The 14,894-nt window shown below is 53.6% G+C and carries 21 protein-coding genes and 3 pseudogenes; 6 read left to right on the top strand and 18 right to left on the bottom strand.

The genetic code is table 11. The features are described 5' to 3' along the window. Positions 1-32: 32 nt before the first annotated feature. Complete coding sequence (locus HO274_RS00290) at positions 33-1,082, top strand: PDDEXK nuclease domain-containing protein (protein WP_273120485.1); 1,050 nt, start codon at positions 33-35, stop codon at positions 1,080-1,082. Positions 1,083-1,288: 206 nt separating this feature from the next. On the opposite strand, the gene HO274_RS00285 is transcribed toward HO274_RS00290, so the two are convergent. The 5 genes from HO274_RS00285 to HO274_RS00265 all read right to left on the bottom strand — a co-directional run bounded on the left by HO274_RS00285 (position 1,289) and on the right by HO274_RS00265 (position 4,413). Beyond that, positions 1,289-2,365: a putative transposase gene (locus HO274_RS00285; RefSeq protein ID WP_273120483.1), complete on the bottom strand. Its 1,077-nt coding sequence runs from the start codon at positions 2,363-2,365 to the stop codon at positions 1,289-1,291. Continuing rightward, on the bottom strand, positions 2,346-3,503 hold the full coding sequence (locus HO274_RS00280) for a putative transposase (protein ID WP_273120481.1): 1,158 nt from the start codon (positions 3,501-3,503) through the stop codon (positions 2,346-2,348). Before HO274_RS00280 ends, HO274_RS00285 begins: the two co-directional genes overlap by 20 nt. Before the next feature lie 94 nt (positions 3,504-3,597). Continuing rightward, positions 3,598-4,068 (bottom strand): zincin-like metallopeptidase domain-containing protein, encoded by a 471-nt coding sequence (locus tag HO274_RS00275; protein WP_273120478.1) that lies wholly within the window; start codon positions 4,066-4,068, stop codon positions 3,598-3,600. A 25-nt stretch (positions 4,069-4,093) separates the two neighbouring features. Further along, positions 4,094-4,276 (bottom strand): ArdC family protein, encoded by a 183-nt coding sequence (locus HO274_RS00270; protein WP_273120476.1) that lies wholly within the window; start codon positions 4,274-4,276, stop codon positions 4,094-4,096. A 2-nt stretch (positions 4,277-4,278) separates the two neighbouring features. Beyond that, the gene (locus tag HO274_RS00265; RefSeq protein ID WP_273120473.1) at positions 4,279-4,413 is read right to left on the bottom strand and encodes a hypothetical protein; all 135 of its coding nucleotides are present in this window, start codon (positions 4,411-4,413) and stop codon (positions 4,279-4,281) included. 64 nt (positions 4,414-4,477) lie between these two features. On the opposite strand from HO274_RS00265, the gene HO274_RS00260 reads away from it, so the two are divergent. From HO274_RS00260 to HO274_RS00250, 3 genes are read left to right on the top strand one after another with little or no spacing between them, the layout of a single operon-like run. Then, positions 4,478-4,750 carry an addiction module protein gene (locus tag HO274_RS00260; RefSeq protein ID WP_197456551.1) on the top strand — a complete coding sequence of 91 codons (273 nt, stop codon included), beginning with the start codon at positions 4,478-4,480 and terminating at the stop codon, positions 4,748-4,750. Next, positions 4,735-5,031 (top strand): type II toxin-antitoxin system RelE/ParE family toxin, encoded by a 297-nt coding sequence (locus tag HO274_RS00255; protein WP_031598936.1) that lies wholly within the window; start codon positions 4,735-4,737, stop codon positions 5,029-5,031. The genes HO274_RS00260 and HO274_RS00255 overlap by 16 nt, the downstream gene beginning before the upstream one ends. Before the next feature lie 24 nt (positions 5,032-5,055). Next, complete coding sequence (locus HO274_RS00250) at positions 5,056-5,250, top strand: hypothetical protein (RefSeq protein ID WP_273120468.1); 195 nt, start codon at positions 5,056-5,058, stop codon at positions 5,248-5,250. Between the two features lie 269 nt (positions 5,251-5,519). Here HO274_RS00250 and HO274_RS00245 read toward each other — a convergent pair whose 3' ends face one another. The 10 genes and pseudogenes from HO274_RS00245 to HO274_RS00195 all read right to left on the bottom strand — a co-directional run. Next, positions 5,520-5,813 carry an LPD7 domain-containing protein gene (locus tag HO274_RS00245; protein WP_273120466.1) on the bottom strand — a complete coding sequence of 98 codons (294 nt, stop codon included), beginning with the start codon at positions 5,811-5,813 and terminating at the stop codon, positions 5,520-5,522. Between the two features lie 41 nt (positions 5,814-5,854). Beyond that, positions 5,855-7,017, bottom strand: a pseudogene (locus HO274_RS00240) (DEAD/DEAH box helicase); the annotation flags it as partial. Continuing rightward, positions 7,014-7,817 (bottom strand): PDDEXK nuclease domain-containing protein, encoded by an 804-nt coding sequence (locus tag HO274_RS00230; protein ID WP_273122321.1) that lies wholly within the window; start codon positions 7,815-7,817, stop codon positions 7,014-7,016. The pseudogene HO274_RS00240 and the gene HO274_RS00230, both read right to left, overlap by 4 nt. A gap of 24 nt (positions 7,818-7,841) precedes the next feature. After that, a pseudogene (locus HO274_RS00225) lies at positions 7,842-8,922 on the bottom strand (IS66 family transposase); the annotation flags it as partial. Next, the gene (tnpB, locus tag HO274_RS00220) at positions 8,837-9,145 is read right to left on the bottom strand and encodes an IS66 family insertion sequence element accessory protein TnpB (RefSeq protein WP_273120460.1); all 309 of its coding nucleotides are present in this window, start codon (positions 9,143-9,145) and stop codon (positions 8,837-8,839) included. The gene tnpB and the pseudogene HO274_RS00225, both read right to left, overlap by 86 nt. Beyond that, positions 9,145-9,324 (bottom strand): hypothetical protein, encoded by a 180-nt coding sequence (locus tag HO274_RS00215; protein ID WP_273120458.1) that lies wholly within the window; start codon positions 9,322-9,324, stop codon positions 9,145-9,147. The genes tnpB and HO274_RS00215 overlap by 1 nt, the downstream gene beginning before the upstream one ends. A 393-nt stretch (positions 9,325-9,717) precedes the next feature. Continuing rightward, positions 9,718-9,906, bottom strand: coding sequence for a hypothetical protein (locus HO274_RS00210; RefSeq protein WP_273120456.1), 189 nt, complete (start codon positions 9,904-9,906; stop codon positions 9,718-9,720). Then, positions 9,903-10,394: an integrase catalytic domain-containing protein gene (locus HO274_RS00205; protein WP_273120454.1), complete on the bottom strand. Its 492-nt coding sequence runs from the start codon at positions 10,392-10,394 to the stop codon at positions 9,903-9,905. The genes HO274_RS00210 and HO274_RS00205 overlap by 4 nt, the downstream gene beginning before the upstream one ends. After that, on the bottom strand, positions 10,360-10,977 hold the full coding sequence (locus HO274_RS00200; RefSeq protein ID WP_273120453.1) for a hypothetical protein: 618 nt from the start codon (positions 10,975-10,977) through the stop codon (positions 10,360-10,362). Before HO274_RS00200 ends, HO274_RS00205 begins: the two co-directional genes overlap by 35 nt. Before the next feature lie 124 nt (positions 10,978-11,101). Beyond that, positions 11,102-11,347, bottom strand: a pseudogene (locus tag HO274_RS00195) (IS66 family transposase); the annotation flags it as partial. Positions 11,348-11,580: 233 nt separating this feature from the next. Here HO274_RS00195 and HO274_RS00190 point away from each other — a divergent pair. Together HO274_RS00190 and HO274_RS00185 are read left to right on the top strand one after the other, a co-directional pair. Continuing rightward, entirely contained in the window at positions 11,581-11,976 is a 396-nt protein-coding gene (locus tag HO274_RS00190; protein ID WP_082783207.1) for a GFA family protein, read from the top strand. Positions 11,977-12,217: 241 nt separating this feature from the next. Further along, positions 12,218-13,159 carry a DMT family transporter gene (locus tag HO274_RS00185; protein ID WP_031598050.1) on the top strand — a complete coding sequence of 314 codons (942 nt, stop codon included), beginning with the start codon at positions 12,218-12,220 and terminating at the stop codon, positions 13,157-13,159. A gap of 102 nt (positions 13,160-13,261) precedes the next feature. Here HO274_RS00185 and HO274_RS00180 read toward each other — a convergent pair whose 3' ends face one another. From HO274_RS00180 to HO274_RS00170, 3 genes are read right to left on the bottom strand one after another with little or no spacing between them, the layout of a single operon-like run. Continuing rightward, positions 13,262-13,696: an EVE domain-containing protein gene (locus HO274_RS00180; RefSeq protein ID WP_273120449.1), complete on the bottom strand. Its 435-nt coding sequence runs from the start codon at positions 13,694-13,696 to the stop codon at positions 13,262-13,264. Further along, on the bottom strand, positions 13,693-14,169 hold the full coding sequence (locus HO274_RS00175) for a MarR family winged helix-turn-helix transcriptional regulator (protein WP_273120447.1): 477 nt from the start codon (positions 14,167-14,169) through the stop codon (positions 13,693-13,695). The genes HO274_RS00180 and HO274_RS00175 overlap by 4 nt, the downstream gene beginning before the upstream one ends. Then, positions 14,147-14,566, bottom strand: a complete 420-nt coding sequence (locus HO274_RS00170) for an SRPBCC family protein (RefSeq protein WP_273120445.1) — start codon at positions 14,564-14,566, stop codon at positions 14,147-14,149. The genes HO274_RS00175 and HO274_RS00170 overlap by 23 nt, the downstream gene beginning before the upstream one ends. Positions 14,567-14,894: the final 328 nt, after the last annotated feature.

Raw genomic sequence — 14,894 nt, 5'->3', positions numbered from 1 at the left:
TCTAGAATGTGCGCAGTCTGTAAGGTGAAAGCATGACAGACCTGACACCGCAAACCCCGCCGTTATCAGGCTTGCTGGATGCTTTGCGGGGACTGATCCAGAAAGGCCGACAGCAGGCCCTGCGCGCCGTGGACATGGTGCAGGTGCAAACCTGCTGGGAGATTGGCCGCCATATCGTGGAGTTCGAGCAAGGTGGCGAGGCACGCGCAGCGTATGGCAAAAAGCTGCTGCCACGGCTGGCGGAAGCGTTGACCCACGAGTTTGGTCGGGGCTTTGATGATCGTAATCTGCGCAACATGCGGGCGTTTTATCAGGCATTCCCGATTTGGCACGCAGTGCGTACCGAATTGAGTTGGACGCACTATCGGGCACTACTGCGAGTCAGCAACAAGGAAGCCCGAGAGTGGTACGCGAACGAGGCCGCCTTGCAAAACTGGAGCGCCCGCGCACTGGATCGGCAGATAGGCACGCTGTACTTCGAGCGTTTGCTGCTCAGCGGCGACAAGGCCAGCGTGGCTGCAGAGGCTAACGCCAACATCGCGGCACTGCCACCGACACCCCGAGAGTTCGTGCGCGACCCCGTGATGCTGGAGTTCCTAGGGTTGCCCGGCACGGGCAAACTGCTGGAGTCCAGGCTGGAACAGGCGTTGATGGACAAGCTGCAAGCTTTTTTGCTGGAACTGGGCAAGGGCTTTGCTTTTGTTTCCCGTCAGCAGCGCATCAGCACCGAGTCGCAGGATTTCTACATTGATCTGGTGTTTTACAACTACCTGCTCAAGTGCTTTGTGCTGATTGACCTGAAGACCGACAAGCTCACGCATCAGGACATCGGGCAGATGGACATGTATGTCCGCATGTACGACGATCTGAAAAGCGGGCCGGATGACAACCCGACTGTCGGTATTTTGCTGTGTGAACACAAAGATCAATCCGTCGTGCGCTACTCCGTACTGCATGACAGCGAACAATTGTTTGCCACCAAGTACCGACTGGTGCTGCCGTCTGAGGAAGAGCTGCGTGTTGAGATCGAGCGTGAACGGGATGCGATTGAAGCAGCACACAGGCTGGAGGAAAAGGAATGAAGTTTCACTTTGAACCCAACCTCGACTACCAATTGTAGGTGTTCACCATGGCGAATCGGCGAACCCGACTCTCATCGATTGCTCCCCAGTACCGACTATCAAAACTCTGTGTCGCTTGTTCTGGCCGGGCCCCACAGCCATAAACCCAGTACTGGTGGGGGCCTAATGTCAGACTTCCTGATCTAGCAGGATGTGAGTTTGGCACCTCATACCAATTTGTAAATCATTCTTGCACCTGATTCGGGATGACAAAAAGCGAGCCGCGTTAATTCTTCAAGGAGGCTCGCAATCGCCTTGTCATGAGCAGGATTTGCCATCCGATGAATTTTGATGGTCAGTGTCTGTGCGGCATCATCAGGCTCAATGTCACCAGAAGACACGAATAACTCCCGCACCAGCGCTCGCGCTTCGTCTTCCTTTTTCAAGTGACGTCGCAATATCGCCACCAAGGCGGTCTCAGCGCGGTAGGCGATCATCTTTACCACATCGGTCAGCATTTTATTCAACGGCAACAACTGAGTTACTCTCAACTCCTCGGGCAAACTGTCCAGCGTTACTTTTCGGGGCATATCCCGTCGCTCGGCACGAAGTCGTGCCAGTTCAATCTGCACGGTCTGAAGTGCTTCGACGGATTCGGCTTTTTTCTGAATATCCACGCTGTCCATCAGGGTGTGTCTGGTCAGTTCTGCCTGAAGTTTCCTCTCGGCTTGATGTGCTTTTTTGACCTGTTTGTCGAGTTCGCGCCATGTGGGGTTGATAGTCAATAAGGTGCCAGGAAGACTTTCCGCGCCATACTCAACAAGTCCATCAATATCATAGTGTTCCATCATGTAGCCGAAGAAGTTTTCCTGGCACCACCGGGAGAACATACGGCCCGCAATGACCCCATTTCCCAGATGCTGCGCGCTGGTGATGATGGCCGTCTGATGCCCCGTCAAGGTCAGACGACGCACTTCGGTGACCGGCATTGAGTCCTTGCCTGAAACCAGCCGGGTTTCCCGCATGGCCAGTTTCATTCGCGTACTGCCACCGCCAGGCTGAGGAACCTCCTGTTCAATAAATTCATCTTCCGGCCACACCTCTTTGACATTCTTGCGATAACTCAGCGCGCCAATGCGCTGCTTCCAGAGTTCAGAGAACAGACTGTACGTAGCACCTTCCCGATCAAACACCATGACGAAACGGTGCAAACGCAGATCCTGACTCAACGCCTCCATGGTTGGTTGTCCGGGAACGCTGATTAACAGTTCGGGTACGATGTCTTTAATCAGGCAATCCGCCATCCCCCTCATTGAGGACCTTCGATACGACAAAGAAGGGGCGACCCAACGCATCGTTTACCCAGTAATCGCTGGTGCCACGCAGGCACAGTTTCTCGCGTGAGACGAATCGGCGCGGTAGATTAGCCAGATCACCGTGGTATACCCGCACATGACCATCGACATAAAGGTAGCCCGCTTCATCAGGATCGTTCTCCATCCAACTCTTGCTCAGTTCCTTCATCCAGGCTTGCGGATTACCTGTGCGAGCCATCGTGGCAATCTTTTCACGCAGGGTACGCACTTCCGGCACACGATCCAGTCCGATGACTTTACCAAACTCCCCCGGTGGAATGTGACGCAATCCTTCCGGACGGCGTATCCGGGCAAGCGCCATGAAGCCCAGTGTCAGCAGAATATGCAAAACACTATAAAACCCTTTCGGCAACTTGAGATGACGATCTATCCCGCTGAGTAAGCCGTTCGCGCACAGTGCAGGCAAGGCCGTCAAAAGCCCCGCCATCTGAACATCATGACCCACCTCGAATCGAGCGCTTGCAGAGCCGGCCAAGCCCATGGCTGCGGCAACACGTTCATCGGCTCGCGTGCAGGCCGTACCCATTGCGCTGGCAGCCTCCGCATCGATACGGCTGCGCTCACTTTTGCTGACAACTACAGGCTTGGTCAGACCTTCATCCAGCACGCAGGGCAACTGTGGAATCGCATTGCGCTTCAGCGCCTTGCGCAAGGTCGACTCATTGATCCCTGCCCGTCTAGCAACTTCCGATGGATGAATACCCTCTGCAAGAATCCTTGCGCATTCTGCAATTTTATCCGGGGTGATCACGCGTGGCGCAGCACGACCGATTGTGCGATAAAACGAGCAAGGACCGTCCTGCCGGTACTGTTTCGTCCAATTCATCAGGGTGCGGTGTGGAATCAGCAAGGGCGATCCTTCAAGGTCGCGCGCTCGAACGTGACCGTTTGCCATCAGGCTCGTCAGTGCAAAACGTCTGCTTTGCTCATCTCCTGCCGGGTGTGAAAAATAATTATCACCACCCACAAAATATGTCACTTGATCCTCTTTGGTCAGGATGCTCAGTGAAGTTCCGATTTTATCTGCACCATCAGGAAAGCCGGGAAGAAGTGATTGCTTGAACATATCAACTTTCAGGTTGTAAATACAACGCCAATTTTATACCGATTTTCCAATTCATGAAAAAATAAAGTGCTAAACTCAAATCCTGAAAAAATACTCAAAATCCGGTCGGGATCAGGAAGTCTGAACTTTGGACATACGCCTGGTGTTGCGTCATGTCGTGAGGAATGCCGGTTTTAACCGCCATGAAGGCACTGAAAATCTCGGCCCGGAGTTCTTCCCTGGCATAGCCTTCCGACCCGAACCGGTGCGCGCCCGTAATCCCTTCCCGGTTCAGACGCTGGGCAGCGCCGGTGGCGTGACCGATCTCGTGCAGAGCTGTGCCATAGTATCCTTCCACCGATTTGAAACTTTCGCGGGGTGGTAGTGAGACTTCATCACGTCCGGGGGAATAAAACGCATGGTGTGGATGCTCGGTAAAACCCAGGCCATCATTTTTCATGGCCGCCATGATCCGTTCGGCCCGCTCATTCGTGGGAATATCACGAGTAGACTTATTTAGTGGAGGAAGCTTTTCCAGGTCAGTACACTGTTCGACATTGAAGACCACATAGGATCGGGCCGTCATTCTGTCCAGAGTCTTGTGAGCTTCATCATATCAAGCTGTTGCAGCCATTGTATTCACGCTCGGTCACCATGTTGCGAGGCATCCCAAGCTCCTGAGACTCCCATGGCTTGTTCCAGGGGATTTCGCCTTTGTCCAAGGCTTCAACCATTTTATCGGTGACTTCCTGACGGAGATCTCGGGGTTTTTTGACTTCTTTCTCATCAGTCATGATCAGACCCTCATCAGAGCGGATTCGCCATCTTCTGGCGAGAGACCATAGTCACTCACGGGATCTTTGCCCAGCGGAATCTCCCAAGTCATGAATTCATCGGTAGCCTCAGCAGCTAAAAAGTACGGTATCTTCATACAGCCTCCTCTTTGAAGTTGGCCCCGGGGCGAGGCCATATCAGGACTCTGCAGGGAGGGAACGATGAACATGGCGTGCTTCGAAAAGAGTACAATCTGCGGCATGAACAGGTTTTCTATTACCGAAATTCTTGGGCTTCCAATACAGGAGCGTATCCGTCTCGTTGAGCTCATTTGGGACAGCGTGGCAGCGGTTCCTGAAGCCGTGGAAGTTTCTCCCGCATTAAAGGCTGAGCTCGAAGCACGCTTGAAGGAGTTTGAGGAGAACCCAGAAGCGGGTTATTCCTGGGACGAAGTAAAGTCGCGGATTAAAGATGGGTCATGGCTTTCCGCCTGAAATTTTCTTCGCGCGCTTTGCGCGAAACTGGCGAGGCTCAAGAGTGGTACGAATTGCAAAACCCCGGTCTCGGTGAGGAATTCATTGCGGCGGTGGAATTACAGTTAAAACGGCTTGAACAGGCACCGCTACTTTACGCCGAGGTAATTCCCGGTGTTCGCCGAGCCCTCCTTCCCCGGTTTCCTTATGGTCTGTTTTATGCCGTGCGGGGTGATCTCGTACATGTTTTAGCTGTCTTGCACGATGCTCGCAATCCGAATCGTTGGCCCCAAACCAGTTAATCCCGTGCTCAAAAGCACGACAGCGTGAAAAAGCTCGCCCCTAAAACCCCGGCACTAGCGCTCCAGCTCGGCCTCTCGCGATTTCTGCTCATGCCTGGCTGTGGTTTTATAGTCTTTTCTGGTTTTATCTTCCATTTGCTGGTCAATGTTGCGCGTGAGCAGTTGCTTCCGATCCTGCTCTCTCTCCAATTTTCTCCCGGTCAATTGCTCGTAGGATAACCTGCCAAGCTCCGTGAACCGGGACTTCTCGTCAATCAGATCCGGATGTTTTCCACTACGAAGCAGTGATACCTGTTCCTCAGTCAGAACCCCGCTACTCCCAGCACTCCGAAGTGCCTGAGCTCCGCGCCAATCGAGTCGGGCCAGAACACAGTCTGCTGCAATACCCTCCTGATCGATGTAACCTTTGCGTCAGACGCCAGAAGAGCTTTCCTGGACAGATGACACTGGTATGGTCGATTCGGAATTTTGTCTTGCGGACTCAGTTCTTACTGCGGGATTTTGACCTCGTTGCCATTCTGCCTGTAGTCCTGATTATGGATTTTGAGGCCCATCCTCCCAGCGATTTCAGCGGCTTTTACCAAGAATTCTGGGCTTCCCTTCAAAAGCAGGCCTTTGGTCATGTCGAATTTCTGCTCCGCCAAGCGCAAAGCTGCCTCGATTTCATGGTCTGCTGTGTTGATCAGGTCTACCTGTGCCCCACGGTCACTCATGACCCGTTCGCCGTTGCGCGCATAGTGAACGGCTTTGCCATCCGGCCCATCTTCGATTTCATGGGTCAAACCCTCCAGTACTGCGGCAGGTTCAATAGCCTCCTTACGCTGACCTCGTTCAAGTCTTCTTTGCAGATGCGCGTAGCCTCTGGGCTTTGCGGTGCTGTCAGGCCGTTGATTTCCACGTGGTACTGGCCAGTGCGTTCATTCACGCCCATGTTAGTGCGGCCTAGTTGATAGCCTTCGGGCCCATAGTCAAAGCCTTCCTTCGGTCCGGCATCCTTCGGGGTGAATTCATAGCGCGGAGCCAGCACCTGTTCCATCAATAAGCTGGCGGATATGGCCTTGAGCATATCGTTTACAGCCTCGGCCACAGCGATTTGCTCGGCCGCTGGTTCGGCGATCAGGTTAGTGAAGCGCGCCCGTTCCTTGCCCACGGCATCACGGGTGGCACGGCCAATAATCTGAACGATCTCAGTCAAGCTGCTACGATAGCCAACGGTCAGTGCGTGTTCGCACCAGATCCAGTCAAAGCCTTCCTTCGCCATGCCCAGAGCGATGATGACATCCACGTGGTCGCGGTTGTCTTTATGCGCCGGGTCTTTCAGCGCAGCCAACACGCGGGAACGCCTGACTGCATCGCTGTCATCAACGAGATCGGCCAACTTCAAGATACGTCCATCCTTTGCCTTTACCAGATGGAAGCCTGTGGCCGGGTCAACCCCATACCAATCTCCCAGTGCGCTCATGATCTCATTGACTTCGCGCTCCTTGTCTTGCAAGCTTTCGCGCGAATTGACACTGGGAATGTGGACGATAGTTTTCAACTCCGGGTTCAACACCTTGGCGATGGCATCAACATAACGACCCGTGTAGAAGAAATAGCCGATGTCCAGCGACTTGAGCCAGACATAGCCGTTGAGTTGCTCGTAGTAGGTGTAAGTGACCGTATCGAATCTGGCTTCATCAGCCGGGGCCAACACAGCTTCACTGTCACCACGGAAGTAGGAGCCGGTCATGGCTACCATATGCACCTTGTCGCGTGCGATAAACGCGCCCAACTGACGACCCAGCTGAGCGCGATGAACATCAATGCGCGGGATTTGCCCGATGCAGGTGGCGATTTGATTAGCAAATACTGTTCGCCGCGCTTGGCGTAAGCGCGTTCCTGCATGGCGCGCATCCCAAGTTCGTTGGCCTTGCTGGATGCACCGGTGCGTGCCGTAGTGATGGACACCGAAGGCACGGTATAGACGTTGGTAGGGTTCATCATTCTGGATCGTTCTCCGTGAATGCGCTGCTGTCCGCCAGTTCGCGCTCAATCTGTTCGATGCTGGGCAGGCTGGTTTGTAGTTCGGCAGGCAGGGATTCGAGCAATTTATATTCGGCAATCCCCATGGGCTGGGTCTTATCGCCCAAGGCATATTCGGCCACGATCTTGTTTTTGCTCTTGCAGAGCAAAAGCCCAATGGTTGGGTTGTCCTGCTCGCTTTTTACCTGACGATCCACGGAAGTCAGGTAAAAACCCAACTGGCCCAAGTGTTCGGGTTTGAACTTGCCTCCCTTGAGTTCAATGACAACATAGCAACGCAATTTCAGGTGATAGAACAGCAGATCGATGAAAAACTCGTCACCGCCCACATCCAGCAGCACCTGCCGCCCGACGAACGCAAAGCCCGCGCCCAACTCCAGCAGGCGGGTTTCGATCTGCATCCCCAGGATATTGCGCGACCAGTTGTGCTCAAGGGTCCTTGCGATGTACCAGCGGCGTTCTGCCTCTGTGTTTAACCTGTCCAGCAAGACCAAATTGTGGCCCCATGGCAATTGTGCAACAGCCTGTTGCACAAATTCGGCATCAGTCCACGCTTCGGCAATTGCCCGCATGTACTTAAGATTGCGCGGCGAAAATCCTTTCATTTCGGGAAAAGCAGCGCGCAAATCATGCGCCAGACGCTCGGTCACCTTTGCCCCCCATCCCTGTGCAGCCTGCCGCGCCAGAATATCGCACCCGAGTAAGCGGTAAGCCAGCAGCGTTGTATTCAGGGAGGATTGACCCCGGCATACTCCGATCATCAAGGATAGATGATCGGGAGGGGGTTACGAATGGCTGTGCTGGGTGAAACGATACAGATCGGAGCGCAGGGGGTTGTCTGCGAAGTGCGCTTTTCAGCAGCGCGGGGTCAATTGCCCGATATCCCTGGCCGGATGCTGTCCCACCCGTTGCAACACATCCACCAGGTAGTCATAGGGATTGATGTCGTGCAGCCGACAGGTGGTGATCAGGGACTGGGCCACTCCGGTCAGTTCGGCACCCACTTCGGTCCAACAGAAATTCCAATTCTTTTTCCCCATGGGGATCACCCGCAGAGCCCTTTCCAAATGGTTGGTGTCTGGGGGAACTTCGGGGTCATTCAGAAATACCCGCAGCCCTGCCTCCCGTTCCCGCGCGTAGCCCATGGCCTCCGTCAACAGGACTGCATCTGCTGGGGCATGCTCACTCTGGAGGGCCTGGGCCACCCGCTTATGCTGGCGATCCGGGTAGAACAGGAAACAGATTTCATCCTGCTCCCCATAGACGGGCCAGAAATATCCCGTCTTCATCTGCCCCTGATCGGTGCGTCCGGCTTTGACTGGAGTTTCATCCATGGTGATGACCCGAGAGGTGCGAATGGATTCCAGTTGAGCCTGGTGAATGGGGCGCAGCAGTTCCAGGGCAGCGTGAGTGAGTTGGGTCAGCCAGGGGGCGACTGACGGTGACCCCGTTACTGCCCAGACGCTGATGCTGGCGATACAGGGGCTGGTGGTACAGGAATTTATCCACGACCATGCCCGCCAGGAAACTCACATCGGCACGGCTGTTATCCAGAACGCCCTGGGGAGCCGGAGCGCAGACCAGAGTTTGGGTTTCCTTGAGTTTGATGACGGGACGCACATACTTGAGGATCACATAACTGGCAGGGCGTTGGGCCAGGCGGTGCGAGACCTTCTCACTGACGATCTCGTACTGCGCCGGATCCAGCCCCTCTGCCTCTTTGCAGGGCAGGGTGATGGTTTCCACGGGGAGTTTGGATTCGTCGAAGAACAGTCCGTCTTCAGCGGGAGGGGTGGGCTTGGCGGGTTTGTTCCGGGAATGGGCAGCGACGGTCTGGGTGTCCGGGGCAGGAGGCGGAGTATTGCCTTCCCTGCTCCAGGCGTTTGCTCCACAGGCAGAAACCGGAGCGATCCCAATACAAGACTTTGACCTGGTTGGCACGCCGATTGATGAAGCAGAACAAATGTCCGCTCAGGGGATCCTGCTTCATCTCGTTGCGTGCCAGGGCATAGAGTCCGTCATAGGACTTGCGGGCATCTACAGGTTGACCGTAGATGAAGACCCGGACCCTGGCTTCGGCAAAGAACATCAGTTTCTGGTGAGGGTCAGTACCACCCCACCACCCAGATCGAGTTTGAGTTCAAGGATTCCTGTCCGGGGTTGAGGTTCAGGGGCAGGCAGCGTACCCAGATCCAAAAACCCTACGGGTTGCATCTGGCTGATGGCAGGGGAAATCCCATTGCGAAATACCCCTTGCCAACGTATCAATCGGGATGGATTTTATCCCTTATCCCGACAGAAACTCTTGCAGTCCTGACCACTGGTCAGAAACTCGGACACGAGCCCCCGCCAGTCCTGCCTGCTGTGGCGAATTCTCCTGCTACGCTTGGTTTCCATACCCGCTCTCCTGTGTCACAATCTGAAGAGGAGTATGCAGAAAAATTATCCAAGAAAATACAACGCCGCTGGCTTACCGCTTACGACAGTATTTTCCAATTCAGGTATGAGCCTGAAGCAGTGACGGACTTGGTGATTTGATAGTGCGGGTTGGTCGGGTTTAAAAGTTAAGTTTAATGGAATTATGCTAATCGGTTTTGAGTTTATTTTCTAATGATTTTAGCCTCAAGAATTGGTGCTTTTTCGGTGTCGTTTTCCGATCAGTTACGCCCGGCGTTTTTGTTTTTGAAAGCTTGCAAATAATTCACTCTTGGCGCGTTGCATTTCCTGTGCCGCCGCCAAGTCTGTTTTGGACTTCGCCTGCGCCTGCAATGCGTCCAGAGTGATGCCCTCTTTGAGCGTGACTAAATCCTTCACACTTAACAGCACCAAGCATTCCAGCGGGGTCTTCACATCCTCGTCTTTATAGCGTTTGATGATCTTGCCCTTGGGGCTGATGATCTCGGTCGCAAACATGCACGGGCGGTGAAAATTGAGCCATGGATTAAACGTTTCCTGATAGAACGCATTGATGGGTTGAGCGTACTTTTGGGGATATGTTCGAAGCCCATGTGCTTGCGCACCACACTGGCATTCTTGCTCTCGGCCAGCGCGTTATCGTTGCTGTGGCGCGAGCGTGATTTGGTTTGCTCGATCCGCAGTTTCTCAAGGATCGCAGCCACCGGGCCATTGATGTACTCAGAGCCGTTGTCCGAGTGGAACCCTCTAATTACAAAAGGAAACTGTTCGATGACCAGTTCCAGTACGGGTAACAAAAATGCCTCGCTAATACCCTGCACGCACGCCTCGACTTGCCATTGGCTCACAGAGTCAACGCAGGTGATGTGATACACGCCCTTGATGCCGTCAAGATCGCCCTGGTGGACGGTGTCGATACGCACAAAACCGACTCTCCCGTTGGGGGCGTGGCACTTTGCGTACACCGATGTGATTGCACACCGGATTAGTCTTGGCGAAAACTACCCGCAAGGCTTGATAGCCCGTGCTTTTGCGCAGGTTGTACAGGTGCGAAACCGACAGGCCGACCAGCCGCTCATAGCGCGCGTCGCCATAGACGCCGTAAGCGCGCTGCAAGAGGTGCGCAATGGCCGGGCCGCACACGTCTTCATTGGCCTTGTCCATCTCGGCGAGCAGCGCGATATCGATAGCCGTGTATTTGCGCGCAAAGGGGGCAGCAGGCGCACGGTAGCGTTTGGACAGGGGTACGGTAGCCAAACGGTTTGTGTGCCACTGGGTGACCAAGCGGGTGACTTGCGCGCGGCTGTAGCCGCTGGTGACTTGCAGGTACTTCAGCAGCACACCTTTCTCTCGCTTACCCTGCCCGGGATAGTCAAAGCGCTTGAGCACGCGGCTGATGTGTTCATAGCGTTCGCTGTCGTCACCAGACTTGGTGAATTCAACCTGGAGGCAGCCACTGAGAAATTGCTCAATCTGCTCAATCGTGCAAAGCCGTGTTTCGTTCATGTTGATCATCATCCTTGCAATGATCAACCCACTTCTTCAATCGACCTCAGATTATTCGCTTCAGGCTCATTCCTCGTTGGAAATACAGCCATCCTTCAGGCTCATACCACATTGGATAAGGCTATAACTTTGCAAACCAGGTCAGAGCCTGTTCCGTCACGGGGCGTGGCTGTTCGGCGTGCAGGTCAAAGAACTTGCGCCGGGCATGGGCCATGCACCCCAATTCCGTTACGGCTGGACCAAAAAGAGCTTTGTATCCCGAGTAGTCGTCCACTACCAAGTGTCCGTTCCACTTCCCGAGGAAGTTGCGGGCGTGAATCCCCTGTCGGTTCTCCTGGTAGTCGAATACCAGAATCGGCGGACCGGTTTCCCACTCGGCTCTCGTCAGATGCTTGGCTGGGTATGGGGATTAAGTGACAGTGCGAAACCATTACGTTAATGAACGCATTGAAGGAAATCGACATCAACTTCTCCCCGCGAAATGATATTTTCGGATAAATCACACCCGGAACTGACAGGGCATTATTGTCAAACCCGATTCGGCAGGTGGTCATATTCCAACCGCGGTATGATGAGCCATGAACAATAAACGAGGATACGGTAATGCTGAAAGGAAGTTGTTTGTGCGGGGGAGTGACCTATGAAGTGCATTCAGAACTGGGCCCCATCATCATGTGCCATTGTTCCAAGTGTCGTAAAGCCACGGGGACTGCATTTGCGACCAATACCCCCATCAACACGGCAGACTTAAAACTGGTAACGGGCGAAAATCTTCTGTCAGAGTTTGAATCGTCTCCCAATGTATTTCGCGTTTTCTGCAAAAATTGCGGATCTCCTCTCTATTCAAGACGGGCCATAACACCGGAAGTCATTCGTCTGCGGATCGGTACCCTCGATAGCGCGATCGACGACAAGCCGACCGCCAATGTTTTCGTCGCCTCTAAAGCCGAGTGGTATGAAATAGCAGATGATCTGCCTCAATATGCCGAACGGCCTTGATAATGAACTGGCCGGCAATCGGCGCTATTGACAAGCCGGTTGGCGCCTGTGTAAAGTCTGGGTCATGATGATCAACTCAAACTCCTTCCTGCTTCCAAACCCCAAACGACTGTGGTTACAGAACCCCGACCGCGTTGTCTCTTGCACCGTTTAGTTTTTGATATCACAGAGCAACCGCGGGTCTGACCGCGATTGCTTCTGAACTTGGCCATAAGACCCGCATTCACAATGAGGACAACTTATGGCAAATCCAGCGCAGCACCGAAGTTCCAGAAACCAGATCGTTTTCGGCATCATACTTGCCCTGTTGGCCGCGATCGGTTTTTCAGCAAAAGCCATTCTGGTCAAATTGGCCTATCGTCATCCGGTGGATGCAGTCACCTTATTGGCGTTGCGAATGTCATTTTCAGTCCCATTTTTCCTGGCAGTTGCGCTATGGAGCCATAATCAGGGTAATGCCAAATCTCTGGAACTGAAAGACTGGGGAGCAATTCTTGGCTTGGGCTTCGTGGGATATTATTTGTCCAGCCTCCTCGATTTTCTCGGACTTCAATACATTTCGGCGAGCCTGGAGCGACTTGTTCTGTTTCTATATCCGACGATCGTCGTGATCATGTCAGCGTTGTTCCTGAAGCGCCCCTTGGGGCGTCAGGAACTGATAGCCATGGGGTTAAGTTACGCCGGCATCGTGCTGGTTTTCGTGCATGATTTTTCCGGGGTTCACGGCAGCGGGATGGCAGTGGGAGCCGGCTTGGTTTTTGCCAGCACTTTGACCTATTCAATTTATCTGATTGGGGTGGGTCAGGTCATAGCTCGCATCGGCACAGTCCGGTTTACCGCCTATGCCATGACAGTGGCCAGCGTGGCCACATTGATGCAGTTCGCATTCACTCACCCCATGACTGCAATGCGCCAGCCTATCTCGGTTTATACCTTGGGATTATCCATGGCCATTATTTCGACGGTACTGCCGGTGTTTATGCTCTCAGCCAGTATCAGGCTGATCGGTTCCGGGCAAGCATCACTCATTGGGACCATCGGCCCTGTGTCCACCATCTTCATGGCACAGGCATTTTTGGGCGAGGGGGTATCTCTGCTACAGACAATCGGTTCGGTTCTGGTAATGACTGGTGTCGTGATGATCGGTCGGCATTCCCTTAGCCCGAAAACACGGGTTTCATAGACTCAAATCTCCGGCGATGGTTATTTAACGGTTTGATCAGCCATGAGATATTGTGTTTCTATCGTGTCCAGACTCGTTCCGGAATTGAACGGCCGGGTTTGCTCATCCATGCTTGGGACTGTACCCCAGCATACCGGTCACGATCAACTCGAAATCGGCTTTTGGAATTTCCAGATGTCCGAATCGGAAAGCATAGCCCCACCGACTCTTGTCCTTAATGAAAGAAAGCTGCTCAAGAAGCGGGCGAACGGGCGTATCGGTCGCTTCCATAAAATGGATATCACGCCGGTAGGGGACAAAGCCTGGGAACATTTCAAAGGGATAGACCTTGTCACCGACGACTTTGCCAATGGCTGTGAATTTCTGGCAAGGAACGGTTCCGTCGAATTGTTCCCTGGGCGAGTAATAGATGAGCCAGTCGCCCACTGCCATGCGTTTGAGCGGCAGGGCCTTTCCGTGGCATAACTGACTGAATCCACCAGCCACACCAAGGCTGACGTGTTCTTTCGATGCAACGCCAATCCAGTAGCGCGTCATGGATTGTTGCCCGCGATGATGGCAAGGGTCAGTGCCTTGTAAGTCTCTATTTGGCCTTCCGTGAGGCACGAGAAAAATTCATCGTCGGCGCGCTCGACGGCAATGATGGCCTGGTGAATCAGTTTGCGTCCCGCGACAGTGAATCGAACCTGTATGGCACGGGTATCCGAAGTTGAAGACTCCCGATTGACCAGCCCAGCTTCCTCAAGTTTTCGAATGGCTTTGGAAAGGGTCATCTTGTCGATCTTGGCATGCTCGACCAGGCGAGCCTGGGTCGGTGGCTCATGCTGTCGCTCGAACCACAGGAGTGAAGCCAGGATGGCAAACTGGGTTTGGGTAAGGGAAAATGCATCGAAGATACCGCCGAGTTTTCTCTGCCACAGAGCGGTGAGCTTCCACAACAGGAACCCGGGGCTGTCATCTGCCTGAGCGTGCCTGAAGGGGGAAGACTCAGACACTTCTGGCTTTTTCAATCAGCGCCTCCGTTTGCTTTTCCATTCCATGAGCCACACTTTCCGCAACGATTTTTCTCCACAAAAAAGACAAAAAACCTTCGATGCTCATGGTCGTGCGTATTTCCAGTTCATCATCGTAAGCAATGAATTCATGGCAACCGAACATGCGTGCCCCAGGAAAACAGGTCAAATCGGTGAACTGCCTGCCAGGTTCGACTTTGATGATCCGGATGGAAACTTGTGGGCCATTCTTGGGTTTTAGCTTGAAAGTGTTGCCCACCTTGAACTCGCCGTTCAATTCTGCATATTCGATGTCGGGCTGCCAAGTGTGCCACCGATTGACATCGGTCCATACCATCCACACTTTATTTACTTGCAACCCACTTACCCGCTTGCTGTAGGTCCTGCTCCACATAAATCACTCCCTCTCTCGGCAATATGGAAGAATAGTAACCTAGTTTACATTGTAAGTAAACTTACCAGATGGCCCTAGAGACGGTCATCCCCTGTTCAAAGATACTGGAGGGATCAAGAGCAACTACCGGAATTCCTCCAGATCCGGAAGCTCCGACGATTTGCCCCGCTTGTGCAAAACTGTTGATGATCAGGGGAATCCAGGCAGGAACTTCGTAAGCGTCCGGTGGCCGAACGACCCTTTTACCCGATTCAGGTTGAAACAGGATTTTGCGAGGTGGGGCTTTGCTCCGTCCCTGCGAATGGTTTTTCTGACGGAGTATCACCCG

Origin of the sequence: Ferrovum myxofaciens (assembly GCF_013181415.1) — a bacterium.
In the GTDB taxonomy this organism is placed as follows: Bacteria; Pseudomonadota; Gammaproteobacteria; order Burkholderiales; family Ferrovaceae; genus Ferrovum; species Ferrovum myxofaciens.
This window is presented reverse-complemented; position numbering and strand designations above follow the sequence as displayed.